This is a genomic window from Saccharicrinis sp. GN24d3, assembly GCF_052400645.1.
Taxonomy (GTDB): domain Bacteria; phylum Bacteroidota; class Bacteroidia; order Bacteroidales; family Marinilabiliaceae; genus Saccharicrinis.
The window spans coordinates 39,032-64,269 of the sequence record NZ_JBQTGI010000018.1; the positions used below are offsets into that span (position 1 = coordinate 39,032).

The window sequence follows — 25,238 nt, forward strand, 5'->3', positions numbered from 1 at the left end:
TATGCCGATAAGTATTTTGCTTGTTACAATGGTAAATGCCGATACTTTACAATATAGCTTCGATGCGAATCGTATAAAGGCGCATTTTGATAAGTGATCGGTATTATCCCGGGTATCAGTCAACAGTTGTAGTATTAAATAAATGATAAGTATTTTGTAAAATATGTTAACGGATTTAACAACTGGTGTATTATGGAAATTACATGTCCAAATGACTTAATGGTAGGAGTATAAATGTTAATTCTTGCTTTAAACAGCTGTTTTTTTACAATTTTATAGTTAAAAGTTTGTTAAAAAATAAAAATAAACTCTATATTAGTGCTCGGAAAAAATAATACCCTTTTCCCTTAAATCAGATAAAAAAAATCCGGAAGAAAAAAGACCCGCTGCCCTTGGGTCTTTTTTCGTTTTAGTACTTTAAGTTTCATGATGCAATGAACTAATGTTGTATTCAAAATGTTAACATGATTTCTAAGTTAACGGCTATAATGCCAGTTTAGAATTTTGTTATGAATACTTACCAGGGAGGGAGATTGTTTGATATGAGCTATTACATGAATAATAAAGAATACCAGCAGAAATCGCCAAAAAAATACCTTGTTCAAGGGGGTATACCAGAAAATGATTTTTACTTAAATGCAAGTAATACCCGCCAAGAAGCCGGAATCCTAATTATAAGGAGGTCGGATTTCATGCATTAGCTCCTCAAAAAAATATGAAGCCATCAATTGATAGATCTGTAGTATTAATTTTTGCCAATTAATATCGGTTCGGCAATTAACGGATGTCCGGGATTTATTAGAATAACTCTTTCCAGTACTTCATGAAGTTCCTCGTCACTAAAAATAGGCAACCAAACACTGTTTGCATAACCAAAATATTCGTTTTTATCCTGTATTTTCTTCATCTCTAACTATGTTAGTCTCCTTCAATTAACCCTATTAAACCAATATTTATGCCAAAATTAGATTCCAATTTATCATCCCGATTCCAACAACAACTCCATTTTATCATCGAAATAGATAAAGTAAAGCAGATTATACGGCAAACTTTATTAATGGATTCATCAAAACAGGAAAATGATGCCGAGCATTCCTGGCATATGGCTGTAACCCTCTTTGTGCTTGCTGAATACGCTAACGAAAAATATTTAGATTTAATAAAAGCAGTGAAGATGGTGCTTATTCATGATTTGGTTGAAATTGATGCGGGAGATACTTATGCATACGATGAAAATGCCCATCATGACAAGGATGAGCGGGAGCAAAAAGCTGCAAAAAGGATTTTTGGACTGCTTCCCGATGATTTGAGAATAGAGTTTACGCAAATTTGGGAGGAGTTTGAAGCAGGGGAAACTGCCGAGGCAAAATTTGTGGGCGCAATTGACCGTTTTATGCCCATACTTCATAATTATAAAACCAATGGCAAACAATGGTTAAAACATGGAGTCACTGCCGATACAGTATTAAAAAGGAACAATCCTGTGAAGGAAGGTTCTGAAACCCTGTGGAACGAAGTATTGCGGATGGTGGATGATGCCAGGCGAAAAGGATATTTACTTAATGGGCCTAAAAAATAATATTATGGCATTTTTGGGCAAAGTATTATTTTTAAGGTGCCAATTATGGTATTTTTGAACGAAATTATAGCGATGGATCATAAAGATAATGTTTGGGAAGAGCTGCTGCTAAAGGTCAGCAAAAGGTTTAATGTATTGGCGGACTTCGATTTTCTGCTGTTTTTAATTGGCATACAAGAACGGGGAACAGGCTATATTAAATATTCTAAGGAAGAGAAAATGGATTTGATTAACTTGGCACGGTGTGTTCTGTTTGAGCATAAAGGTTTTTATAAGCGAGAGGGACTGGACGAAGGTGGTTGGCCTTCCTTTACCGTAGTTAATGTTATTGATGATATTCCGCCTTCGGAACGGGAAAGTATTTTGAAAGAGGCTATGATCGAATATCTTGGCGAAAAATTATAACACACAATCTAACAACGATGAGAAAGATATTAATTCTGTTATTTACTGCATTTTTTGTAAGTATTTATGGGTGTTCACCAAAATCAAACGAACCCATTGTTCTTATTAAAACGAACCATGGGAATATTAAGCTTAGGCTTTATAATGAAACGCCGGCACACCGAGACAATTTTCTAAAGCTAGCCAGGGAAGGGTATCTGGATAGTACCTTGTTTCATCGTGTGATCAAAGATTTTATGATTCAAGGGGGAGATCCGGATTCGAAAGGGGCAGAAGCGGGTATGCATTTGGGAGAGGGTGGCCCGGGTTATACTTTACCGGCCGAGTTTGTTTATCCTGCCATTTTTCATAAAAAAGGAGCTTTGGCCGCTGCCAGGGAAGGTGACCGAACTAACCCCGAAAAGCGTTCTTCAGGTTCGCAGTTTTACATTGTTCAGGGAAAAGTTTTTGAAGATGATAAGTTGACAAAAATCGAGAATCAAACCCGCGAAGGGAAAAAAAGAGGTATTTTCAATCAGTTGCTGACAGAATATAACGACTCGCTAAATGTGCTTCAGAAGATCGGGGATGAAAGCAAGATGATGGCCTTGCAGAATAAAATTATGGCCGAGGTCAACCAAAAATATGGTGAAGAACCTGAGTTTAGTATTCCCGAAAATATTAAAGAGATTTATAAAACCGTAGGGGGAACCCCGCATCTGGATGGAAGCTATACCGTGTTTGGGGAGGTGATTGAAGATAAGTGTCTGATGGAGAAAATAGGATCTATGTTTGGCAAACGCTACGGTCTTGAGGTCATCGACCTGATTGCGGAAGAAGAAACCGATGGAAGGAACAGACCGCTGAAAGACATTGTGATGGAAATCAAAGTGATCAAGGAATAGGGTAAGGTAATAGGGTATAGGGATTAGGAAATAGGATTAAGGTAATAGGTTGTAGGAACTTACTAGTAGAGCGTTCAATAAATTACATTAAGAACTTCAAAGTGTAAATGACAATTGCAAGTAATTGTATTCTAGTCTAAAAATGACATTTTCACTTTATAAACTTTTTACTTTGTAACTTTACGAACTCAATACTAGTGAGCAAAACACCCCTGAATGGGTTGGGTTTTATTAGGGGGTTGTCTCAAAAGTCAAAAATATTGATCAAACTTATAAATTGTAAGGCCTTGTAAATCGCTAAAGAGAAGAGGATAAAGTGGCGCTTTTTTAATTAAATTACAATGAGAAAATTATTAGGTTTAATACTTGTAATATTACTTTTGTGTGCTGACCGGGGTTACTCCCAAAGCCGGCATGTGATCATCTCCACCAACATGGGTGATATTAAAATCATGTTGTACGATGATACCCCCAAACATCGCGATAGCTTTTTAAAACTGGCCAAAGAAGGACATTACGATGGAACCTTGTTTTATAGGGTGGTGAAGAACTTCGTGATTCAAGGGGGTTCTTCCGACTCTAAAAATGCCCCGGCCGGAAAGCATATTGGATATGGGAGTGCCAAACTCAATATCGATTCCGAATTTCGCGAAAACCGCTTCCATAAAAAGGGCGCTATCTGTGCGCCGCGTCAGCCAGAAGATATCAATCACTTTAAAATGTCGGACGTCAGCCAGTTTTATATCGTTCATGGCAAGGTGTATAAACACGAAGAACTGGCGTTATTGCAGAAGGCCATAAACAACCCGATAAAACTTAAGCTCAAAAAAAAATTTTATAATCCTCATAAGGAAGAACTCCGGAAGTTAAAAGCAGAGAACCCGAAGGAATTTAACAGACGTTTACGGGAGATAAAAGATAAGATTGCCGTTGAATACGCCTTGTCCCATAAATTGGAATTCACCGAAGAACAAAAACAAATTTACACAACCAAAGGCGGACTGCCTGAGCTGGATGGTGATTATACGGTTTTTGGCGAGGTGGTCAGCGGTTTTAATGTGGTAGAAAAAATCGCTGCCTTAAAAACGGATAAAAACAGCCGTCCTTATACCGATGTTAAATTGGTCGTAAGAATATTGTAAGTTAATGCTTGTCCGCAGATTTTTCAGATTAAACAGATTGTGGGTAGTTAGGAAAGAAAGAGGAAATAAGTCTTTACATAAGTGTATGAGAAACCACGAAGTGGTTTAATTTTGAATAACCGCGGGTGAAACCCGTGGCACTATATGAAATAAAGAGAACCCTGAATGGGGTTCAATTATGTATAAGGAGATAGTTTTATGACTAAAATTGGTGCATTTCTACTCGTAGTTTTTACCTTAGTTGCCTGCCAGCCCAAGCAGCAAAAAACAACGGTTGCCAGGGAAGAACTATCCCGCCCCAAAGGTTCTTACCTACGAAACATCAAAGCCGTTGTAACCATAGAAACCTATGACCATTACAACCGCTTGCTTAAACAGGGCTACGGTTTCTATATCTCCTCAAAAACTTTGATTACCAACCTGGACTTGATTAAAGGAAGCTTCAAGGCAAAGGTAACCATTGTAGGAACCAACGATTATTACGATGTGGCAGGATATACGGCTTATGATATCGAAAATAACCTGGTCATCCTGAAAACCTGGAAAGAGAACCTCCATTACCTGAAGCTGGAAAAGTCTATTAAAAATATTCCGGATTCAATTGCAGGTTTATATCGTAAATCAAGAAAGATATATGCACCCAAAGCTGAAGTTACGAAGATAAAAGGTGATTCCCTTATCCTATATCAATTGAGTAAAAATATGGCATCCGGATTACCCGCATTTACCTTTTTACATCACCTGGTGGGAATGGTACAAAACCAAAATACCGACAGCGGAAAAGTTTCTACGCTAATTCCGTCATCTGAAATAATCGCTTTGCGCAAAAAGCAACTAAAGCAACAAAAATCCATTTACGACCTAAGGACAAAAACCAATAAAGTATATCCTTCTTATAAGGATATAAAAGGATTCCGTATCAAAACATCCATGGGTAATATTGGTATTCGGCTGTATAACCAAACACCTGTCTTCCGCGATAATTTTATCAAGTTGGTCAGCGACCAGTTTTACGACAGCCTGTTGGTGCATCGTGTTTTAAAAGACTTCCTGATTCAAACCGGAGCAGCCGATAGCAAATATGCCGGCAAAGACGATATTGTGGGATGGCAGGGGCCTGGTTATAATCTTAAAACTGATATTGTTCCCGGGTTGTTCCATAAACGGGGCGCCATTGCTGCTTCCAAAATGCCCCCGGAGCGAAACCCCAAGGACCGTTCTGATGGTTCGCAATTTTATATTATCTCGGGTAGAACTTTCACTTTGGATGAGCTCAAAGACATCGAAAAACAGAAGGGGATCCGCTTTACCCAGTCACAAATAAACACCTACGCCACGGTTGGCGGTGCTCCCCACCTCGACGGCGAATACGCTGTTTTTGGAGAAGTAACCTCAGGCATGGATGTGGTTGATGAGATCGCTGCCGTTGAAACTTATGCGGTGGACAGGCCCGTGAAGGATATACGGATTCTTGGGATAGATATTCTAAAGAGGTGAAATCTTTGTGGGGATTATTTCAACTTCGGAAAGGTAATGTATTAGTTGGGGATCGATAAATGAAAAGCAATTATAAACAACGTGATCTAAATGATTAATTCATTTACTAAATGGTATACGGATTATAAAGATTGAGATTCTTAGAAGGTAGGATTTATTATTTGGGGTACGACATTGGGCGTAATGTAATTAGTCGCACTCCGAATGCTACATGGAGGATTAAATATTTAATCGCTGCCATCGCATGTCTGGCTATTTAACAAAACACACTTTTGTCGGGCTTTGTGTCGCTTTAGCGCCTTCGTGCAATGCACAGGAAAGAGGAAAATTGTTTGACTCAATAAGTTATTCTGCGAATCACTTATCTTTTATCTAAAATCTATCATTCTATTTTATTCCTTTTATTAAATTTGCGGATTCAGAATAATATACAAAAGAAGCCAACCATGCTGGATAAAATAAATGCTTTACGCGAAGAAATAAAGCAGCTTACTGCCCAATCGGCAGAAGAAGCAGAGCACTTACGAATCAAGTACCTCAGTAAAAAGGGTATTATTTCGGAACTGTTCAACGAATTTAAAACGATCCCCAACGAGCAAAAACGTGAGGTAGGACAGGTAATCAATGTGCTGAAAAATGAGGCGCAAGAGCTTATTAGCGACTTAAAAGAACAATTTGCTAATTCCCAGGTAAAAGGAAGCGGTGTTGACTTAACACTTCCGGGGACCATTATGAAACTGGGTAGCCGTCACCCTTTATCGTTGGTGCGTAACGAAATTGTGGATATTTTTGCGCGATTGGGCTTCAATATTTCCGAAGGACCAGAGATTGAAGACGATTTTCACGTGTTTACAGCCTTGAATTTCCCCGAGGAGCATCCGGCAAGGGATATGCAAGATACCTTCTTTATCGAGAAAGACCCAGATGTGTTGTTGCGTACCCATACTTCGTCAGTACAGGTGAGGGTGATGGAAAAAACGCAGCCGCCTATCCGTTCTATCTTTCCTGGTCGCGTATTCCGCAACGAGGCTATTTCGGCCCGCGCACACTGTATCTTCCATCAGGTAGAGGGATTGTACATTGACGAGAATGTGTCGTTTGCCGACTTAAAGCAGACTTTGCTTTATTTTGCCAAGGAGATGTTTGGTGAGAAAACACAAATCAGATTGCGACCATCGTACTTTCCGTTTACAGAACCTTCTGCCGAAATGGATATTTCTTGTACGCTTTGTGGTGGAAAAGGCTGCAACGTTTGTAAATATACAGGTTGGGTCGAGATATTAGGTTGCGGTATGGTAGATCCTCACGTATTGGAGTATTCTGATATTGACAGTGAAAAATATACAGGTTTTGCCTTTGGTATGGGAATAGAACGTATCACCATGCTCAAATACCAAATTAAAGATATCCGTCTGTTTTTCGAAAACGATGTCCGTTTCCTGGAGCAGTTTAAAGCGAATATTTAACTCTTGCTAATATACCTCTCACCTACGTATTAACTCAAAGGAGCCAGGTTAAGGCATTTTTACCTTAGCGAAGAGAGGAGTAATGGAGAGTTTCAAATGAAGAAAATACAGGGGGATTGAATCCGGTTAGTAAATCCCCCTTCAAAGTCGTTCCAGATAGAACTATATTTATCGCCCACATTGTTAAGGGGAAACTCCCGTTATTTTTTTATCAAAACAGACAAAATGTCAAGCTGTGGTAAATGAGACTCGCTTTAATTTTAATTCCAAATATATAAGGTACCATCCCTTACCTCGGAATTATATTTTTTAAGTGACCAATTGGAAGGGCCTTCCAGTAATCCCCCGTACTCATTGGCAATTGCAAATTTGGAACCGCAAGTTGGGCATACGCAGTTGATGCCATTTTCTTCAATCTCCACCAAACTACTTATTTGTTTCTCGTATGGACACATCAAATCAAATACGTAATATTCTTCTTGGGTGAGCATAAATATAACAACTCCAGCCGTTCCAATGTAGTTTCCGTACGAGTCGTGAGTAACGATGAAAGGGTTATTCTGATTGTATTGGGGATCGGTTGCAATGTAATTGAGCCGAGCCGTAAAACTAATGTTAGGTATTATGTCTTCCGTGTCAGCGGTGCAAGAATTAGCAAGCAGCAGCACGGCGATAATGAAAGTAGAAAACAAGGTGGATTTCATGGTAATTAAATAATTAAAATATAATGCAAACTTATCAAAAAACTATCAGTATTATGTATCCGGTTAAAAAAAGGATAATGCCTATTATAAATCAACAGATATTTTTATAACTTTATTGTTTGTAAATTAAAACTAATGGAAGATTTTGGAGATTTATTATATATAGTTTTTGCAATTATAGGTATTGTCTACAGCCTTATGAAAAAAAACAGCAGAAAAGCTGAACAAGCAACACCGCCAATAATGTCTGAAGATGAGGAAGGGGAGACGTTTGATGAACCAATACCGGGTTTGGAAAAGGAACTGAGCGATGAGCCGGGGATTGAACAGCCAAAACCTGTATTCGTTCAGGAGCACGCAATGCAAAGGGAACCGGATAGAGCTATGGAAGAGAAGAAGAGGCAGATGGAAAAAACCTTTACCCGGATTAAAAGTACCCAGCTAAAACCAGAAATCAAGGAAGAGGAATGGCAAAAGGAACCTGAAGGAATTGATTTTGATTTGAGAAAGGCCGTTGTTTATTCCGAAATTCTCAAGCGGCCTGAATATTAACAAAAAGCCGGTTTCAATTTAAACACATATTTTTATATCTTTGTAACGAAGAGTTTCGGTTTCCGGGATTCTTTATTTTTTTATATAGAATACAGGTGGTTTCTAAGAATTGAATATTGTGAAAAATGACAAGGCTTTTGATAGATTAAATCCGCGGTTAAGTGATGTAAATGAGGGAATTAATTTAGAGAATAACGAAGTCATGTTTTAAAATAACGGTTTTTAGATGTTACCTAAATAAAGGAGGAAAGACATGTCAAACGTAAGTTATCTTACCGAAGAGGGTTTGAGAAAATTAAAGGAAGAATTGCACCAGTTAGAATCGGTAGAGAGACCCAGTATTTCGGCGCAGATTGCCGAGGCCAGGGATAAAGGGGATTTATCGGAGAATGCGGAATACGATGCTGCAAAAGAAGCGCAAGGTATGTTGGAGATGAAGATAGCCAAACTAAAGGGTGTGTTGGCGAACTCAAGAATAATTGACGAATCGAAAATCGATACTTCCAGGGTACAGTTGTTGAACAAGGTGAAAATTAAAAACCTGAAAAACAATGCCGAAATGACCTATACTTTGGTGCCGGAAAGTGAAGCCAACCTTAAAGAAGGTAAAATTTCTATTTCAACTCCTATTGCAAAAGGGTTGTTGGGAAAAGAAGTGGGCGATCTTGCAGAAATCCAGGTGCCATCCGGCTTAATGACTTTTGAAATTGTAGAAATATCTATTTAAACGATACTTTATGTCAACCATTTTTTCGAAAATAGTTAAAGGAGAAATTCCTTGTTATAAAATTGCAGAGGACGATAAGTTTTTTGCGTTTTTGGATATTAACCCATTGCAGAAAGGGCATACGCTAGTGATTCCCAAGGATGAGGTAGATTATATTTTTGATTTGGATGACGATACACTGGCAGGTTTACATGTGTTTGCTAAAAAAATAGCAAAGGCATTGGACAAGGCGGTGGAATGTAAAAGGGTTGGAGTTGTTGTTTTAGGCTTGGAAGTTCCCCATGCTCATATTCATTTGGTACCTCTTCAGGGTGAAGGTGACATCAACTTTTCAAATCCGAAACTTAAGTTTACGCCTGAGCAGTTTAATGAGATTACACAAAAAATTAAGGATAACCTTTAAGGTTTATCGATAGAATACTACTAAAAAAAAGGTTGGGCGTCATTGGCGCCCAACCTTTTTTTAGTTCATGCGGGTGATTTAACGCGCAATATGCATTAGGAATTCTATTACCCATTGAAATTTCTTTAAAACAAGACACTTCGTTGCATCACTTCAGCTCACCTGAACGATGCTCCCGAAAGTAATCGGGACAAGTTATGCCTCGTTTCAGTAATGCCTTGTTTTATTGTACTTGCAATGCTCATGACGAACCTCCAATACATAATCCGGGTTTAAATGTCTTCGTCATCATCTTCGCCAAGGTATAGGTCGATTAATCCGTTGGGCAAGTCCACCTTCAAGGTGGTGTTCGAATCATCTATCTCGATAATAAAGTCCGGATTGATCGGGAACAGTACTTCCTTGCCCTCAAAATCAAGTACGAATAGAGGGTTGTTGGATATCTCCTGAACTTCCGTTATTTCACCGATAAAACCCTTGCTTTTGTCGTTTACGGTATATCCGATGAATGCGTTGTTGGTAAGTTCTTTTTCCTGTTCAAGGGTAGAACTTTCAACGTAAACCAGGGTTCCGGCCAGTTCGCTTGCCCTGGTTTCCGTGTCAATATTTTCCAGTTTTACCAGCATGCTTTTAGAGCTTTTAATGCGGTGCGATTCCACATAAAAGGGAACCAGGCCATTGTCGATTTCCAGAAGAATAAATTCGGGAGCAAGGTCCTCGGTGTAGAACCCATCATGTAGCGTAAGGGCAAGCTCGCCTTTAACGCCATGGGATTTTTGAATAAAGCCTATTTGTGTGGATTTTTCTTTTAAAAGCATACCATTACATGTTAACGGGTTAAAAATAGAAAAATGCAGCACCTTATAAATCATATTCCGCCATTTTTTTTAGGAACATGATTTTTATACGGTACAAAAAAACCCTCATCGTAAAATGAGGGTTTAATTTTATCAAGGATAACTAAGATCTTTTTCCTTACTCGGCAGTTGGCTCTTCAGCAGCAGCTTCACCTTCGCTTGCAGCTTCTTCGCCTTCAGTATCAGCAGTAGCTTGCGGCGCATTTGCAGCCTCAGCTTCAGCAATCAATTCTGATTTTTTCTTGGCGATAGCTTCAGCTCTTTCGCTGTTGATTTTCGTTTCGCGCTCAAACTGTTCTTTGGCTTCATCGGCAGCTTTACCTGCAAGTCCGTCAACTTTAGCTTGGATTTTAGCTTCTTTTTCAGTCAGCCATGCCTGGAATCTCTTCTCGGCTTCAGCCTCGTCAAAAGCGCCTTTTTTAACACCTTCAAGCAGGTGCTTCTTCATCATTACCCCTTTGTACGACAAGATTGCTCTTGCAGTGTCAGTAGGCTGCGCTCCGTTGTTTAACCAAGTTAACGCTTTATCGAAGTTCAAATCGACAGTAGCAGGATTGGTGTTTGGATTGTACGATCCAATACGCTCAATGTACTTACCATCACGTGGTGATCTGCTATCAGCTACCACTATGTGGTAGAAAGCATGCCTTTTACGTCCGTGTCTTGCTAGTCTAATTTTTACTGGCATGTGTTTAAATTTTATTTGTTTAACAAATGATGCAAAAACTCTGTTTTGCGGCTGCAAAGGTAACTATTATTTGTTAACAGGCAATGTTTTAAATCATTATTGTTGAAATCTGTATGAATCGGATTAATCGGTGGACGGATTATGCCAAGCGATTAAGTCTTCCATTTAAAACAACGTTTTCAATCACTTTTATTACTCCGTCATCATTATTGCTTGGGGCTTGAAACCTGGCCACATTTTTAACATCTTCATGTGCGTTTTCCATGGCATAGCTATGAAAGGCCGTTTGCAACATTTCTATGTCGTTATGAAAATCGCCAAAAGCCATGGTCTCCTCTTTGCTTATTCCAAGCTTGTTTTGAAGGTATTTTATGGCAGCCCCTTTGTTTACGCCCAGCGGCATCAAGTCAACCCAAACCTTACTCGATTTTGCAATAACAAATTTGTCAATAAAAATATCCCAGGCGTCACCGCTGTTTAATTGCCAAGTTTTGGCATCGTAGATGGCCATCTTTAGTGTTTTTTCCGTCAATTCATTTATGTTATCCACAATCTTTAAATTCGGATAGTACTTTTTAGCCTCTTGTATAAAAAGTGGATTGTCAGATTCGGTATAAGGGCGTTCCGGTGTACAGCGGATCAGATGAACATCGGAGATTTTACGTCCGGCAGCTACAATTTCAGCTACCTCTTCCTGCGTAAAGGGGTTCATCACAACAGGTTCCGGATGCGTTCCAATATAGGCGCCATTGTCGCCAATAAGAATAATGTCGTGATTAATATGTTGGAACTGTGGGAGAAGTGTATAATAGGGTCTGCCGCTTGCCACGGTAAACCGGATTCCCATTTGGGTTAATTCATTGTACGTGTCTTCAAATTTTGGAGATAGCTCATGGTCTGAATTCAATAGCGTACCGTCCATGTCGGCAACAATTAGTTTTATCATCGGTATGTTTTTGGGTTTAACCATTCTGGAGCAAATAATCAATAATCAACTGAACAACACCGTTGTAATCATCAATTCCCTTTTCAATGCTGTTCGATTTTAAGTAAGCATCGTTCACTTTAGAAGCCGCTTTATCAATTTTGGCGTTGCGCCAGCCCCGCCAATGCTTGTTCCGGGTTTTGATATCTTCAATAACCTCAGGCCTGATTTTTTTTATGAGCTCTTTTCTTTTTTCCAATCTACTGGATTGATGCATGAAATAATCCATTGCATATAACCAACCTGAATATTGCACAAATGGTTCATCACTGCTCACACAAATCAACCAACCGTAAAAGCTGGCTTCCGCTTCGCTGGTAACTCCCAGCTGGTGCGACTTTTCATGTGCCGAAACAACAGGGATGTCCCAAACGGTTAGATGTTTGTTAATATGGGTTTCGTTAAAAAAGGGGCCGTAATAGCCTAGTATAGTGGCCTTCGCAAAAAAGTTGCTAAAAGTAATATGTTTTATTCTTCGCTTTCCCATTGAATGATTCAAGTTAAGATAATGGGACAGGTTTTTGTACGAGTTTTCCAACACAGAATCGTAGGTATCTTTATGGAAACCGGAGGAAGGGGTATAGCTGTTATTTGTTTCTTCAATGATGCGGTTAAACATGGACACAAATGTAGAATCGTTGGCGTGACTCCTGTTCAGATGGAAGCGATTATGTGCAGGTTCGCGGTAGTAGTTGAAACCCCATAACCAGTAAAACGAGATATAAACAAGCGCTGTAATTTGCAACACGCTCAGCAAATACTTTTTAAATTTCATTTTTCGGAAGATGACCATGCTTGAGCCTGCCAATAGAACCAGGATTAAGCAGACATAAAAAACATCGTCAAGTGAGAATGGCACTAAGCCCGAAATAGCAGATAATACGCGGGCAATGAACGGATAGATACCTGTAGAATAAAACCTTTCGGTTAAAGATGGATTGTTTTTAAAAATAATCTGTAACAAAAAGGTCAGGGCAACCAGTATAAAGGGAATGGATTTTTTAATATAGGATGGTTTTATTTGCATTTGGTTATATTTGTTAAATAAGTTGGGTTAATTAACGTAAGTAGTAACGATAAGCGTTAAATTTTACAATAAAAATCGGATCTGCACTGAAAAAGTTATAATAGTCAGCCAATGATCTCTTGTAAACAGTGTAAATATCTAAACAAACAAAGATAGAAATTTTACTATGCATATTCACTTTATTGCCATTGGAGGTGCTGCCATGCACAATCTGGCTATCGCATTACATCAAAAAGGATATAAGGTAACCGGGTCCGACGATGAGATTTTTGATCCGTCGCGTAGCCGTTTGAACAAACATGGGTTATTGCCCGATGAATTTGGATGGTTTCCCGAGAAAATAGACGGGGAAATCGATGTGATCATTTTAGGGATGCATGCGCGCAAAGATAATCCCGAGTTAGTAAAAGCGCAGGAGCTTAATTTAAAGGTGTATTCTTATCCTGAATATTTATACGAGCAGTGCAAGGATAAAAAACGTGTGGTCATTGGGGGAAGTCATGGGAAAACAACCATCACCTCTATGGTGATGCATGTATTGAAGCAGCTGGAATACAAATTCGATTATATGGTTGGAGCGCAAATTGAAGGATTTGATACAATGGTTCAGCTTTCGCACGATGCTCCCATTGCTATTTTCGAAGGAGATGAATATTTGTCTTCACCCATCGATTTGCGCCCTAAATTCCATTGGTACAAACCGCACATTGCCCTGTTGACCGGTGTTGCCTGGGATCACATCAATGTATTCCCCACTTGGGAAAACTATGTGGATCAGTTTAAAATATTTGCCGATTCGCTGGAACAGGATGCTACACTAATCTGGTATTTATTGGATGAAGAGCTTCAGAATATCTCACAGCATTTGCGAAAGGATATTAAGAGTTTGGCCTATGATGAATTACCTTCGGTTTTGGAGGATGGCAAGTCGGTGGTTACTTTTAACGATGAACGCTTTGTGTTATCTGTATTTGGTGCACATAACCTTCAGAACCTAAATGGAGCCAGAATTATATGTGCGGAGTTGGGGATTGATGACAACAAGTTTTTCGAATGCATAGCTTCGTTTAAAGGGGCGGCAAAAAGATTGCAGACTTTAATAGATGAGAACAATACCGCCGTTTTTCTTGATTTTGCCCACTCACCGTCCAAACTGAGTGCGACGGTTAAGGCGGTAAAAAATCAATATCCAGAAAGGAAATTAGTGGCCTGTATGGAATTGCATACGTTTAGCAGCTTAAACAAGGAATTTTTGCCGCAATATAAAAATACCATGGCGGATGCCGACATGGCCTATGTTTATTTTAATCCTGAGGTAGTTCAACATAAAAAGCTCCCGGAAATTGACGAAAAAATGGTTTATGAGGCTTTTGGAACAAGTAATGTGACTGTTTTTTCTGATACTGCACAACTCCAGGAATTATTGCTACAATCAACATGGGAAAATACCAATCTTCTTTTTATGAGTTCAGGTAATTTTTCGGGCATAGATTTTATAGAGTTTGCAGACAAGTTGGTTAAACAATAGCCAACTTTACAGCGTGCCGAGCCTATATTTAATAGGAGGTCCTGAGCATAAAACCGCATTGGAATACTACGATAAACCGAGAGCTGTCATTAGGGATTTGAGAAATTCGGCAGGCATCAGTGGCCCTGGTTGTTATTGGGATAGAAAATCTTACATGGCTGTGTTTAGCAATGCATATATATTATTGATGGAACTGGAATTGCGGTGAATTTTACTAACAATGTTGGGATAAATAAGGGGCTTGCGAAAAATCGTAAGCCCCTATTAATATATTTTGCAAGTACTAAATTTGTTTAATATCTGTAGTGTTCCGGTTTATATGGCCCTTCCTGTGGAACACCGATATAATCCGCTTGTTCTTTTGATAATTGAGTTAGTTTAACCCCTAACTTCGCTAAGTGTAAACGGGCAACCTCCTCATCTAATCGTTTAGGTAAGGTGTAAACGCCAATTTTGTAATCGTTTTTCCAAAGTTCCAGCTGAGCCAAGGTTTGATTGGTAAACGAGTTACTCATCACAAAACTTGGGTGACCGGTTGCATTGCCAAGGTTTACCAAACGACCGCGAGATAAAAGGATAATCGCATGTCCATCAGGGAATTCGAACAAATCAACTTGAGGTTTAATGTTTTTTTCCTTGATACCGGGATAGTTTTCTAGTTTCTCAACCTGGATTTCGTTATCGAAGTGACCAATATTACAAACAATGGCCTGATCTTTCATTTTTTCCATGTGTTCTATGGTTAAGATATCTTTGTTTCCTGTTGTGGTTACGTAGATATCAGCTTCGCACAGTGCATCCTCGGTTGTTGTTACCTCATATCCTTCCATGGCAGCCTGCAATGCACAAATAGGGTCAATTTCGGTAACCAATACCCGTGCACCGAATCCACGCATACTTTGCGCACATCCTTTACCAACATCACCATATCCGCAAACCAGTACGGTTTTGCCGGCAACCATTACATCTGTTCCTCTCTTGATACCATCAGCCAGGCTTTCCCTGCATCCGTAGAGGTTGTCGAATTTTGATTTGGTTACCGAGTCGTTTACGTTGATAGCAGGGAACAGTAACTCTCCTTTTTCCATCATTTGGTATAAACGATGAACGCCGGTGGTGGTTTCTTCACTCACACCTTTGCATTTTTCTGCAGCTTTTGTCCAACGTGTAGGGTTCTTTTCGAACTCCAGTTTAAGGCGTGAAACAAGCTCTCTGTAGTCTTCACCTTCTCCGCTGTAATCTCTGTCAAGAATAGATTTATCCGATTCGATGTCACGTCCCAGGTGAATCATCATGGTGGCGTCACCTCCATCATCAACAATAAGATCGGGACCTTCGCCATCACCAAAATCTAATGCTCTTTCTGTACACCACCAATACTCAGCCAATGTTTCGCCTTTCCAGGCAAATACGGGAACTCCGGTTTGTGCAATGGCAGCTGCAGCGTGATCCTGGGTACTGTATATGTTACAACTACACCAGCGCACATCTGCTCCAAGTTCAACCAGCGTTTCTATTAATACGGCGGTTTGAACAGTCATATGCAACGAACCCATTACTTTGGCACCTTTCAATGGTTTTTTGGCCCCATACTGTTCGCGTAAAGCCATTAGGCCGGGCATTTCTTTTTCCGCAATTTCAATTTCTTTTCTGCCGAAATCCGCTTCGGCCATATCTTTCACTTTGTACGGAAGTGTATCTATTAACATTTCAGACATATTGTTGTTTTTAATTTTGTACGCAAATGTAATAAAAATCAGATACTTTGCATATTTATAGCATAAGTGGACACAGAATCTTCCGGATATTTATTTCATCAGTCTTAAGTTGTTGTATCAAACTTTCAATGCCATCAAATTTCTGTTCGTCCCTGATTTTTTTGATAAAAGTTACTTCTACTTCTTCGGAATAGATATCCTGATTAAAATCCAGGATATGTGCTTCAATCGTAAGTTCGTTATCCTTATTAACGGTTGGTCGAACACCAATGTTCAACATGCCACCATATGTTTTACCCATTACGTGTATTTTACAGGCATAAACGCCAGTGGACGGTATTAGCTTATAATTTTCGTTAGGTTTAATATTGGCCGTTGGATAACCCAGCCTGCGACCCAATCTTTGACCTCCTCTAACTGTTCCAAAAATAGAAAAATCATAGCCTAACATTAGTTTGGCCTCTTCCACTTTCCCTTCATTTAAGGATTGGCGGATAGCGGTGGAACTAACGGCTTTGCCATCCTTGTATACAGCATCGACACGTGAGATACCAAAGCCGAGTTTTTTGCTCAGTCTAGTGTAAACGCCGAAGTCAGCCAACCTGTCTTTTCCGAACCTATGATTGTAACCAACAACCAGGTGGCTCATATTAATTTTGGCAATAAGGAAGTTTTCGATAAACTTTTCGGCGGTTAAGTTGGCCAGCTCTTTGTTAAATGGAAGAAGGATGAGGTAGTCGATTCCGAACTCGCTGATTATTTTAGTTTTTTCATCCAGCGTAGTAATAAACTGAAGCGTTTGGGGTTCCTTATTCAGTACAAGCCGGGGATGAGGCCAAAAAGTTAAAACCGCCGAATTGCCATTCGTCTCTTTAGCCCGTTGAACCAAGTGCTCAAGTAATTTAGTATGTCCCAAATGCACACCATCGAACATTCCAATGGTTACAATTACGTTTTTGCCAGAAAAAGATTCAGGATCGGAATAGACTTTCATTTTTTACTTATTCTTTATCGGCAAAATTACTTTAAAAAACGGGAATAATGCAAGGATCGTTTGATATAGAAGGGAAATCGGCAAACAAGATACGATGCGTCATTCCAATTCAAGCAACGCCTCAGTGCACCCCCTATACTTTATTCAGGTAAACCATGAACCTGCGTCTCAACCTAAATTTCTCAAAGTAACTTATTATATGTCTGAGCACATCTAAATATAATGTAATGTACAAAAGGAATGTACTAAGCCAGATTACAAGTACGTTGAAAATAGGAGTGGAAATTGTAATGCCTGCCATTTTTTTGTTCGGGGCAAAAAAATGTGCTCTTCCCCATTCAGAACTTCCATTTCTTAAAACAGGATCTTTTTTAGGAATGTACTCGCCATTTTTAAAGGTAATTTGTTTCAATTCGCCTTTTTTTAATAGCATCGCCGCCAATTTTTTATTGTGGTATTTCTGCTTTTTTTCAAAGAGCTTATCGGAGCCCCCGAGCTTAGCTTCAAGTTCCCTGAAAGAATTATCCTTGTGGTTTCGGGAGGTTTTGTATTGCTTTTGAAAAAAAGATTCCAAACTGTCCAGCGTCGAAGACATTCTTTCAATGGAATACTCGCTTAGGTTAGTGGAAAGAGGATTAACTACGTGATCTAAATTAATAATTTGTTTTTCCTCAATTTTGGATAATTCCCGTATTATTAGTGTATTATGTGCTTCAGCTTGACTTACGTTACCTGCTTTTAGAAAGTCTTTACATTTCAGGTTGTGTTGTTTGAGTCGGGGAATCAATAATGATAAATAGTACGAGGCTTGACTAATTATCTGCTCGTCTTCAAAAAAATGTTTCTCATATTCGTTATTTGCAAACTGATTGACGGCTAAAGCTTCATATGCCCACCTTGAGGTCATCACGTCAGCTATTCGGGGGACATAATCTTTGGGAGCGATGGAACTGTGAAGTTTATCGAAATTAACGATGACACCGCTAAATAAAAGCTGGGGGACCAAAATTAACGGTATTAAAATATATATGGCAACCACTGATTTTAAACCGCTACTGATATTTAAACCCAGCATGTTGGAAAAACAGGCCGTAGAAAATAAAATTAACCAGTAACTTAGATTAAGTCCTTGTATTTCAAGGATATGATTTCCTATCAAAACTAAACTTAGGGTTTGAATCGCCGAAATTACAAACAGAATGGTGATTTTACTGTTGAGGTAACTAAACCTGCTTAAGTTCAGGAATTTTTCCCGCTGCAATAGTTTCTTATCCTTGATGATTTCCTCGGCACTTACATTTAACCCCAGGAACAAGGCAACAACAACAGTCATAAAGAGATATGCCGGGATATTGTCATTCTGGCTAAAGATATAGAGGTTGGGATTTGTGTCGGTACCAATTATAAATTTGGTAAAGAAGCCAAGTATCAAGGCAAGCACGGGAGCTTCCAAAAAGTTAATCATTATATACTGACGATCTTTCCATTTGGATAGGCTGTCGCGGTAAGTATAGATTAAAAACTGGCGTATCCTGCCAGGAATATTGTAAAGGTTATGTGGTAACTTCTCTCGTTCGTCAGGTTCCTCGGATTTTTTCCAGTCAAACTTGCTTTCAATGTCACTTATATAGTTTTCGTACCATTCTACCGGCTTAATCTTTCTTTCACGAATTAATCTACCGTTAGGGTTAACCATCCTACCCTCGATAATTCGCAATGGCTGTTCAACCTTTACATTACCACATAAATAGCATTCACTGTCTTCGGGATTAACATAATTCGCTTTTTGCTTAAAATATACGATGGCGTCCATAGGGTTTCCGTTGTATATAATATAACCGCCCTTGTCTATGATCAGCAGCTTATCCAATAATTTATAAAGATCGGACGATGGCTGATGTATATTAATGACCACCAGTTTCCCTTTTAATGTTTGGCGTTTTAGCAATACCATCACCTTTTCCGAGTCCATAGAAGAAAGGCCCGAAGTTGGCTCGTCAACAAACAGTATAGAGGGTTCCCGAATAAGTTCGAGGGCAATATTCAATCGTTTTCGTTGTCCTCCGCTTAGGATTTTATTTAGTGGATTGCCGACTATCAGGTCACGGGCTTCGAGCAGGTCAAAGTCTTTGATAGCATTGTTTACCAGCTCATCGATTTCTTCCTTACTGAAATCGCTAAAGCACAGTTGGGCATTAAAGTACAGGTTTTCGAAAACGGTGAGTTCTTCAATCAAAAGATCCTCTTGTGGAACGTATCCGATAACGCCTTTCAGCTCTTCCTTGTGCAGGTGCACATCAAGTCCATTAATGCGTAACGATCCGCCAGTAAGCTTGTAAGTGCCGTTAAGCACATTTAGCAGGGTGGATTTCCCGGTTCCGCTGCCTCCCATAATGCCAACCAATTGCCCCGACCTGCCGGTAAAACTAAACCGATGGATGCCGGTCTGTTTGTCGTTAAACTTGTAAACAACATCTCTGGCTTTTAGTATGATCCGGCCTTTTTCGGATTTTTGTACAAAAACCTCCGCTACCTTACTGTAATATACAGGTGACATCCGTGAAGTTTTTATAACAGAACCTACGGACAAAATATATGAGTTGTTTCTTTCAACTTTATGGCCGTTCAAATAAAGGTTTCTATCACCGGAATATCTGAAAATAAAAGTATGTGTGCTTTTAATATATAATACCCAAACATATACTTGTTGTTTAGGATTGTACAAATGTTTGAATCTAGGCATGGGAGGTTCCTCCTGGCCACTAATTACAAGTACCTTTTCCGGATCATTAACTTCCATGGGGCCTTGCAGTATAAAGGATTTTAATAACCGATAATCAACCGGGTCAATCATCATACCGCTTGATAGCTTGTCCACTACCTCGTTGGCAATTGTACTTATTTTCTCTTCTTTGCGCATGAACTCAAAAAGTTGAACGAAAAGCCATATTTTGGATTCGCTTTCAAGTTCCTTGTTTAATTCATCGCATATTGAGCTCAGCTGATTATAATTGTCTGTGGATTGTTTTTCGGCTTTGGACTTTATAGGGCTATATGTATATTTATGAAAGGACTGGATATAAAAATTGAACCGCTGCAGATATTGGTCCACGTATTCCTTATTAAAGTTGCGGAGCAATTCCTGTTCAATTAATTTCCTTGCACTATCTAACCTGCTCTCCTTGCGCACATTAGTAAGCAAAGCGTACAGTTTCATTAATGCATCCAGTAAAGTTTCACTCATAACATTATGATACTTGATTAACCGAAGTCCTTAGGTATAAAAATACAAGATACCTATAAATATACAGGTATTCATAAAAAAAAGCGACCTAAGATGATCGCTTTTAGGATATTCCGTGCGTCTTGCTTATTTGGTAGCAATAAATTTCTTTCTGATCTTTAATGATTCTTCTGCAATTTGAATCATTTGTTCTTGTGTTATGGCGGTGCTTTCTATGCCGGCATAAATATTTGCCATAGTGGATAAGTCGGCAATGGTTTCAGCAACACCCTGATCTGACTTATACTTCGCAAGAATTTCCATTAGTTTCAGTAACGGATCCTTCTGCTTTAAAACAATTTCAACCATCTCCTTGCTGTTGAAGGTCTCTTCAGAGATGTGGGTGGCAATGTAAAGTCCTTCTACCCAGGCTCCTGACATTATTAAAGCAGATACGGGAGCTCTGTTGGTTTTGTGCAAGAAATCATAGGTGTCGTAAAACGAGTTTGTTATCAGTTCCACCAACGCTTCCTTATCGTCCTCATTCGCCTCAACTTGCTCAGGTAAATCTTCACTTATTGCTGCAGACAAGTCAAGGCCTTCCAGCATTTTTCTGGACGCTTCGATAAAATTGGCAGTTTCTTGTTTCTGATTGTAAGTACTGGCATAACTTAAGTCGCCACCAAAAACGCCCAGATTAAGGGCCAACGATTTTTCGGTTGAGTACTTATCGGCATTGGCCGGATTGTTTGTCAAATCAAAAATATAGGATGCCTCGATCTCATTAAGCATTTCAACAATTTCGTAAGAGGTAGGAAGAGGATAAACGAATTCTCTAACCTTAGTTTCAACTTCAGCCTTTTCAATTTGAGCAGTTTCGGTCTGTTTGCCTTTTTTAGATGAGCTGTTGCACGACGCAAATCCAATAATTAGGGCTAATAACAATGAGGTAGCACCCCAAAATTTTAAACTATTTTTCATAAGTGTAGGTATTACTTTTTAAGTGTATCAGCTTATTCTAACTGTGGTTAACAGATGTTGAATAATTCATTTATTGCTGTCAATGGCTACAAATATAATTTATTTCAAAAAGAAATTGATTTTTGTTGTTTTATTTTTCTAACAAATTGTCAATTAATCTGAATATTCTCCCGCATAAGGGAATTTCATATCCTTAAGCATCATTTGCAAGGTTGAGCGACCGTTGTACACATTTTCCTCTATGGTGTAACATACGTCGAACGGGTTTCCGGTTTGCAGTTGATCCAGGTAATCACCCATTGAAAAAGCAATACCTTGCTTAATAGAACCTGATTTTTCTTCGATAAGTTCCACTTTAAGGTGATCTTGATCTTTGCCCACCTTTTTGCTTGTGCCGTAATCAAAAACACGCTTGGTCACAAATACCGGCCTTAGGTTACCTGGTCCAAAAGGCCGAAACTGTTTTAAAATCCTAAAGAATTTATCGTTGATGTCCTTTAGGCCAATCTCTTCGTCCACTTCGATTTGGGGTATAAGTTGGTCCGGGGTGATGTTTTCCGCAACATACTCCTCAAACCTCTTTTTAAAGGCTGGGATGTTTTCTGGTTTTAATGTGAGCCCGGCCGCATACATGTGTCCCCCGAAATTTTCGAGTAGGTCACTGCACGAATCGATGGCCTTGTACAGGTCGAACCCTTCGACTGAGCGGGCAGAGCCTGTTGCAAAACCTTTTGACTCGGTTAGGATTACCGTGGGGCGATAGTAGGTTTCGGTGAGTCTGGAAGCTACTATCCCAATCACGCCCTTATGCCACTGGGGCTCAAAGAGCACAGTTGACTTTTTGTTTTTAAACTCCTCGTTATTGGCTATTAAGTCCAGGGCCTGTTGGGTAATATCCCGGTCAAACCCTTTGCGGGTATCGTTGCACTTGTCGATGTCGATACTCATGCTGGAAGCATTTTCTTCGTTGGTGCTAACGAGCAAGTCAACGGCGTCGCCACCTGAATCAATCCTGCCGGCAGCATTAATTCTAGGCCCAATCTTAAACACGATATCGCTAATGGTGATTTCCCGGCCCTGCATTCCGGCCACCTTAATAATATGCTTAAGTCCTATGCCGGGATTCGTATTTAGCTTCTCAAGTCCAAAGTGAGCTAATACCCTGTTTTCGCCCGCAATGGGGACAATGTCGGAGGCAATACTTACGGCTACCAGATCGAGATAATCGTATAATTTGGAATGATCCAGATTTCTTCTTTTGCAAAAAGCCTGTAAAAATTTGAATCCTACGCCGCAACCGGAAAGATTTTCGTCGGGATAATTGCAATCCGGCCTTTTAGGATCGAGACATGCTGCTGCATCCGGCAGTACATCTCCCGGGGTATGGTGGTCGCAAATGATAAACTCTATGCCTTTTTTTTTGGCGTATTCCATTTTATCCACCGCTTTAATCCCACAGTCCAAAGCAATTACCAGTGTGCATTTTTCCTCGAAAAAATGATCGATACCCTTATATGAGATTCCGTAACCTTCTTCGTAACGATTAGGGATATAGAAGCTAATTTTTTTAAAATAAGGCTTCAGGAATGAGTAGACTAAAGCTACCGAAGTTGTCCCGTCAACGTCGTAGTCGCCATAAACAACTACCTTCTCCTCCTTTTCCATGGCCTGTTCCAGGCGATCAATGGCCTTGTCCATATCTTTCATCAAGAACGGGTCGTGAAGGTGCTCGTAAGCCGGACGGAAAAACGCCTTTGCCTCATCGAATGTCTCAACCCCTCTTTGCACCAGTAAATTAGAAAGGAACCTGTCGATATTTAAAACCTTCGACAGGTGTTCGACCTTTTCGTCGTCACCAGTTTCTTTAATATTCCATCTTTTCTCCATATTGTTTATGAGGCCTTTTTTGCGAGGTTAAATTTTCCCAAAAAAAATGGATTTTCAAAACCCTGTGCCGCTATTTATGCTTTATGAACTGTATAATGCGTGAATATGCTATCGTGAACAAATGCAGTATCAGCTGTTTAAGGTAAAGTACTATTTGTTTACATTTAACTGGAATACTTTTTCGAGATGTCCCAGCAAATTCTTCTTTACATTTTCAAAGTCTTGTTTTCCACCCAATTCCTTTTGCATGGAAGTTACCCCTTTGTCCACAAAGCCGCATGGGTTAATATGGTTAAAGTACGTTAGGTCGGTGTTAACGTTGAGCGCAAAGCCGTGCATGCTAACATAACGACTTGCTTTCACCCCGATGGCACATATTTTTCTTGTTTTGCCGGGCAGATCTTTGTCTATCCAAACACCTGTTGCACCATTTAACCTGGCACCATGGATACCGTATTCAGCAATGCAATTAATAATAGCCTCTTCCAGCTTTTGGATATAGGTTTTTACCGTTAGGCCCATTTCTTCCAGATCGAAAATAGGATAGCCAACAATCTGACCTGGTCCATGGTATGTAATATCTCCCCCTCGGTTGCTTTTGTAATAAGTGGCGTTAATCTGTTTTAAAAAAACATCGTTAATCAAAAGGTTGTTAACCGCTCCGCTTTTCCCTAAAGTATAGACATGTGGATGCTCGCAAAACAAAAGTTTGTGTGTAATAAGTTTGGGATTTTCGGTATTTTCCCGGTTGAAAAGCTTTGAATCGATAATGGCGTTGAAGTTTGCCTCCTGATAGTCCCAGGCTTTTTTATATTCAATCAGGCCTAAATCCTCAAATATGGTGTTTGTGTTCATGGTCAGTCTTTTAAAGCATTAATATGTTTTTCGGCATGATACGATGATCGTACCATGGGGCCACTCTCTACATATTTAAAGCCCATCTCTAATCCTGCTTTTTCGTATTTTGCAAATTGTTCTGGTGTAACGTATTCTTCAACAGGCAGATGATCTTTACTGGGTTGCAGATATTGGCCAATGGTAAACACCTTTACGCCTGCTTTATGAGCGTCCTGCATGGTTTCAAGTACTTCTTGTTCTGTTTCGCCTATGCCCACCATGATGCCCGTTTTTGCCACCACGCCTGCATCGGCGATATATTTTAGCACATCCAGACTAATATCGTATTTTGCCCTGCTTCGGATAATTGGAGTTATTCTTCTGGTAGTTTCCAGGTTGTGCGAAACCACTTCTGGTTGAGCATCAATTACTTTCTGTATTAAATGATGAAGCCCGTTGAAATCAGGAATCAGTACTTCTTGCGTTGTCTCTGGATTCATCTCTTTTACTTTCAATATCGTTTCGTGCCAAATACCGGCGCCGCCATCTTCCAAATCATCCCTATCAACAGAGGTAATTACCGCATGCTTAAGTTTCATTATTTGAATGGAACGCGCAATTCGCACAGGTTCTTTAGTGTCTACAGCTAACGGTTTTCCGGTTGCCACGTTACAAAATTTACACGCCCTGGTACATATGTTACCCAGTATCATAAAAGTGGCCGTGCCCGCTCCCCAACATTCCGCCGCATTTGGGCATTTCCCACTAGTGCAAATGGTGTGTAATTTGTTATCCCGGATAGTCTGATTCATCCATTTGTAATCAGCTGTGTTGGGGAGTTGTATTTTTAACCAGTCAGGTTTCCTTCTTGTTATTTTCATGTTCTATATATATTTTACTAAAAGTGCTGATAAGGGTCATATTTTAATCTCCAAACCATGTCTGGAGCTGGCTGTTTTTTCAGAAACAAACTATTTCACTCTTACCACGCAAATTATTACTTGTATAAATTAACTTACAATATTACATAAAATTGTCTGGTGCAACCTATGAAATTTGTTAGTTTTGACAGGATACACAATATGTGATATCACCCTAAAATATTAAAAGATAAGTTAAATCTACAAATGCCATAGTATTATAGCACTTAACGC

At 39.5% G+C, this 25,238-nt stretch carries 23 protein-coding genes; 10 read left to right on the forward strand and 13 right to left on the reverse strand.

Annotated features, from left to right (window positions below):
- Window positions 1-745: 745 nt before the first annotated feature.
- Window positions 746-907 (reverse strand): hypothetical protein, encoded by a 162-nt coding sequence (locus ACT29I_RS19350; RefSeq protein WP_430932919.1) that lies wholly within the window; start codon window positions 905-907, stop codon window positions 746-748.
- A gap of 48 nt (window positions 908-955) precedes the next feature.
- Between ACT29I_RS19350 and ACT29I_RS19355 the strand changes: the two genes are divergently transcribed.
- From ACT29I_RS19355 to pheS, 6 genes are all read left to right on the forward strand, one after another.
- Window positions 956-1,579, forward strand: a complete 624-nt coding sequence (locus tag ACT29I_RS19355; protein WP_430932918.1) for an HD domain-containing protein — start codon at window positions 956-958, stop codon at window positions 1,577-1,579.
- A 45-nt stretch (window positions 1,580-1,624) separates the two neighbouring features.
- Complete coding sequence (locus ACT29I_RS19360) at window positions 1,625-1,984, forward strand: hypothetical protein (RefSeq protein WP_430932917.1); 360 nt, start codon at window positions 1,625-1,627, stop codon at window positions 1,982-1,984.
- Window positions 1,985-2,001: 17 nt separating this feature from the next.
- Window positions 2,002-2,868 carry a peptidylprolyl isomerase gene (locus ACT29I_RS19365; protein ID WP_444794178.1) on the forward strand — a complete coding sequence of 289 codons (867 nt, stop codon included), beginning with the start codon at window positions 2,002-2,004 and terminating at the stop codon, window positions 2,866-2,868.
- Between the two features lie 341 nt (window positions 2,869-3,209).
- Window positions 3,210-4,010 (forward strand): peptidylprolyl isomerase, encoded by an 801-nt coding sequence (locus ACT29I_RS19370; RefSeq protein ID WP_430932915.1) that lies wholly within the window; start codon window positions 3,210-3,212, stop codon window positions 4,008-4,010.
- Window positions 4,011-4,208: 198 nt separating this feature from the next.
- Window positions 4,209-5,507, forward strand: coding sequence for a peptidylprolyl isomerase (locus tag ACT29I_RS19375; RefSeq protein WP_444794179.1), 1,299 nt, complete (start codon window positions 4,209-4,211; stop codon window positions 5,505-5,507).
- A 446-nt stretch (window positions 5,508-5,953) separates the two neighbouring features.
- Window positions 5,954-6,973, forward strand: a complete 1,020-nt coding sequence (gene pheS, locus ACT29I_RS19380; protein ID WP_430932913.1) for a phenylalanine--tRNA ligase subunit alpha — start codon at window positions 5,954-5,956, stop codon at window positions 6,971-6,973.
- A 260-nt stretch (window positions 6,974-7,233) separates the two neighbouring features.
- Here the strand turns inward: pheS and ACT29I_RS19385 are convergent, their stop codons facing one another.
- The gene (locus ACT29I_RS19385) at window positions 7,234-7,677 is read right to left on the reverse strand and encodes a Rieske (2Fe-2S) protein (protein ID WP_430932912.1); all 444 of its coding nucleotides are present in this window, start codon (window positions 7,675-7,677) and stop codon (window positions 7,234-7,236) included.
- Between the two features lie 135 nt (window positions 7,678-7,812).
- Between ACT29I_RS19385 and ACT29I_RS19390 the strand changes: the two genes are divergently transcribed.
- From ACT29I_RS19390 to ACT29I_RS19400, 3 genes are all read left to right on the forward strand, one after another.
- A complete protein-coding gene (locus ACT29I_RS19390; RefSeq protein ID WP_430932911.1) occupies window positions 7,813-8,229 on the forward strand; it encodes a hypothetical protein in 417 nt (138 codons plus the stop codon).
- A gap of 253 nt (window positions 8,230-8,482) precedes the next feature.
- Window positions 8,483-8,956 (forward strand): transcription elongation factor GreA, encoded by a 474-nt coding sequence (gene greA, locus ACT29I_RS19395; protein ID WP_430932910.1) that lies wholly within the window; start codon window positions 8,483-8,485, stop codon window positions 8,954-8,956.
- Window positions 8,957-8,966: 10 nt separating this feature from the next.
- Complete coding sequence (locus ACT29I_RS19400; RefSeq protein WP_430932909.1) at window positions 8,967-9,359, forward strand: HIT family protein; 393 nt, start codon at window positions 8,967-8,969, stop codon at window positions 9,357-9,359.
- A 272-nt stretch (window positions 9,360-9,631) separates the two neighbouring features.
- On the opposite strand, the gene rimM is transcribed toward ACT29I_RS19400, so the two are convergent.
- The 4 genes from rimM to ACT29I_RS19420 all read right to left on the reverse strand — a co-directional run bounded on the left by rimM (window position 9,632) and on the right by ACT29I_RS19420 (window position 12,916).
- On the reverse strand, window positions 9,632-10,177 hold the full coding sequence (rimM, locus tag ACT29I_RS19405; RefSeq protein ID WP_430932908.1) for a ribosome maturation factor RimM: 546 nt from the start codon (window positions 10,175-10,177) through the stop codon (window positions 9,632-9,634).
- 157 nt (window positions 10,178-10,334) lie between these two features.
- The gene (locus ACT29I_RS19410; RefSeq protein ID WP_430932907.1) at window positions 10,335-10,904 is read right to left on the reverse strand and encodes a 30S ribosomal protein S16; all 570 of its coding nucleotides are present in this window, start codon (window positions 10,902-10,904) and stop codon (window positions 10,335-10,337) included.
- Between the two features lie 139 nt (window positions 10,905-11,043).
- Window positions 11,044-11,850, reverse strand: coding sequence for an HAD family hydrolase (locus ACT29I_RS19415; protein ID WP_430932906.1), 807 nt, complete (start codon window positions 11,848-11,850; stop codon window positions 11,044-11,046).
- 16 nt (window positions 11,851-11,866) lie between these two features.
- Window positions 11,867-12,916, reverse strand: coding sequence for a DUF3810 domain-containing protein (locus ACT29I_RS19420; RefSeq protein WP_430932905.1), 1,050 nt, complete (start codon window positions 12,914-12,916; stop codon window positions 11,867-11,869).
- A gap of 166 nt (window positions 12,917-13,082) precedes the next feature.
- Here ACT29I_RS19420 and ACT29I_RS19425 point away from each other — a divergent pair, with 166 nt between their 5' ends.
- On the forward strand, window positions 13,083-14,444 hold the full coding sequence (locus tag ACT29I_RS19425; protein ID WP_430932904.1) for a UDP-N-acetylmuramate--L-alanine ligase: 1,362 nt from the start codon (window positions 13,083-13,085) through the stop codon (window positions 14,442-14,444).
- 293 nt (window positions 14,445-14,737) lie between these two features.
- Here ACT29I_RS19425 and ahcY read toward each other — a convergent pair whose 3' ends face one another.
- The 7 genes from ahcY to lipA form a co-directional block, all read right to left on the reverse strand.
- Window positions 14,738-16,162 (reverse strand): adenosylhomocysteinase, encoded by a 1,425-nt coding sequence (gene ahcY, locus ACT29I_RS19430; protein ID WP_430932903.1) that lies wholly within the window; start codon window positions 16,160-16,162, stop codon window positions 14,738-14,740.
- A gap of 55 nt (window positions 16,163-16,217) precedes the next feature.
- Window positions 16,218-17,156, reverse strand: coding sequence for a bifunctional riboflavin kinase/FAD synthetase (locus tag ACT29I_RS19435; RefSeq protein ID WP_430932901.1), 939 nt, complete (start codon window positions 17,154-17,156; stop codon window positions 16,218-16,220).
- 133 nt (window positions 17,157-17,289) lie between these two features.
- Window positions 17,290-20,400: an ATP-binding cassette domain-containing protein gene (locus ACT29I_RS19440; protein WP_430932900.1), complete on the reverse strand. Its 3,111-nt coding sequence runs from the start codon at window positions 20,398-20,400 to the stop codon at window positions 17,290-17,292.
- Between the two features lie 126 nt (window positions 20,401-20,526).
- A complete protein-coding gene (locus ACT29I_RS19445; RefSeq protein ID WP_430932899.1) occupies window positions 20,527-21,360 on the reverse strand; it encodes a hypothetical protein in 834 nt (277 codons plus the stop codon).
- A gap of 153 nt (window positions 21,361-21,513) precedes the next feature.
- The gene (gene recJ / locus ACT29I_RS19450) at window positions 21,514-23,247 is read right to left on the reverse strand and encodes a single-stranded-DNA-specific exonuclease RecJ (RefSeq protein ID WP_430932898.1); all 1,734 of its coding nucleotides are present in this window, start codon (window positions 23,245-23,247) and stop codon (window positions 21,514-21,516) included.
- A 150-nt stretch (window positions 23,248-23,397) separates the two neighbouring features.
- Window positions 23,398-24,102 (reverse strand): lipoyl(octanoyl) transferase LipB, encoded by a 705-nt coding sequence (gene lipB / locus ACT29I_RS19455; RefSeq protein WP_430932897.1) that lies wholly within the window; start codon window positions 24,100-24,102, stop codon window positions 23,398-23,400.
- A 2-nt stretch (window positions 24,103-24,104) separates the two neighbouring features.
- Window positions 24,105-24,965 (reverse strand): lipoyl synthase, encoded by an 861-nt coding sequence (lipA, locus tag ACT29I_RS19460; protein WP_430932896.1) that lies wholly within the window; start codon window positions 24,963-24,965, stop codon window positions 24,105-24,107.
- Between the last annotated feature and the right edge of the window lie 273 nt (window positions 24,966-25,238).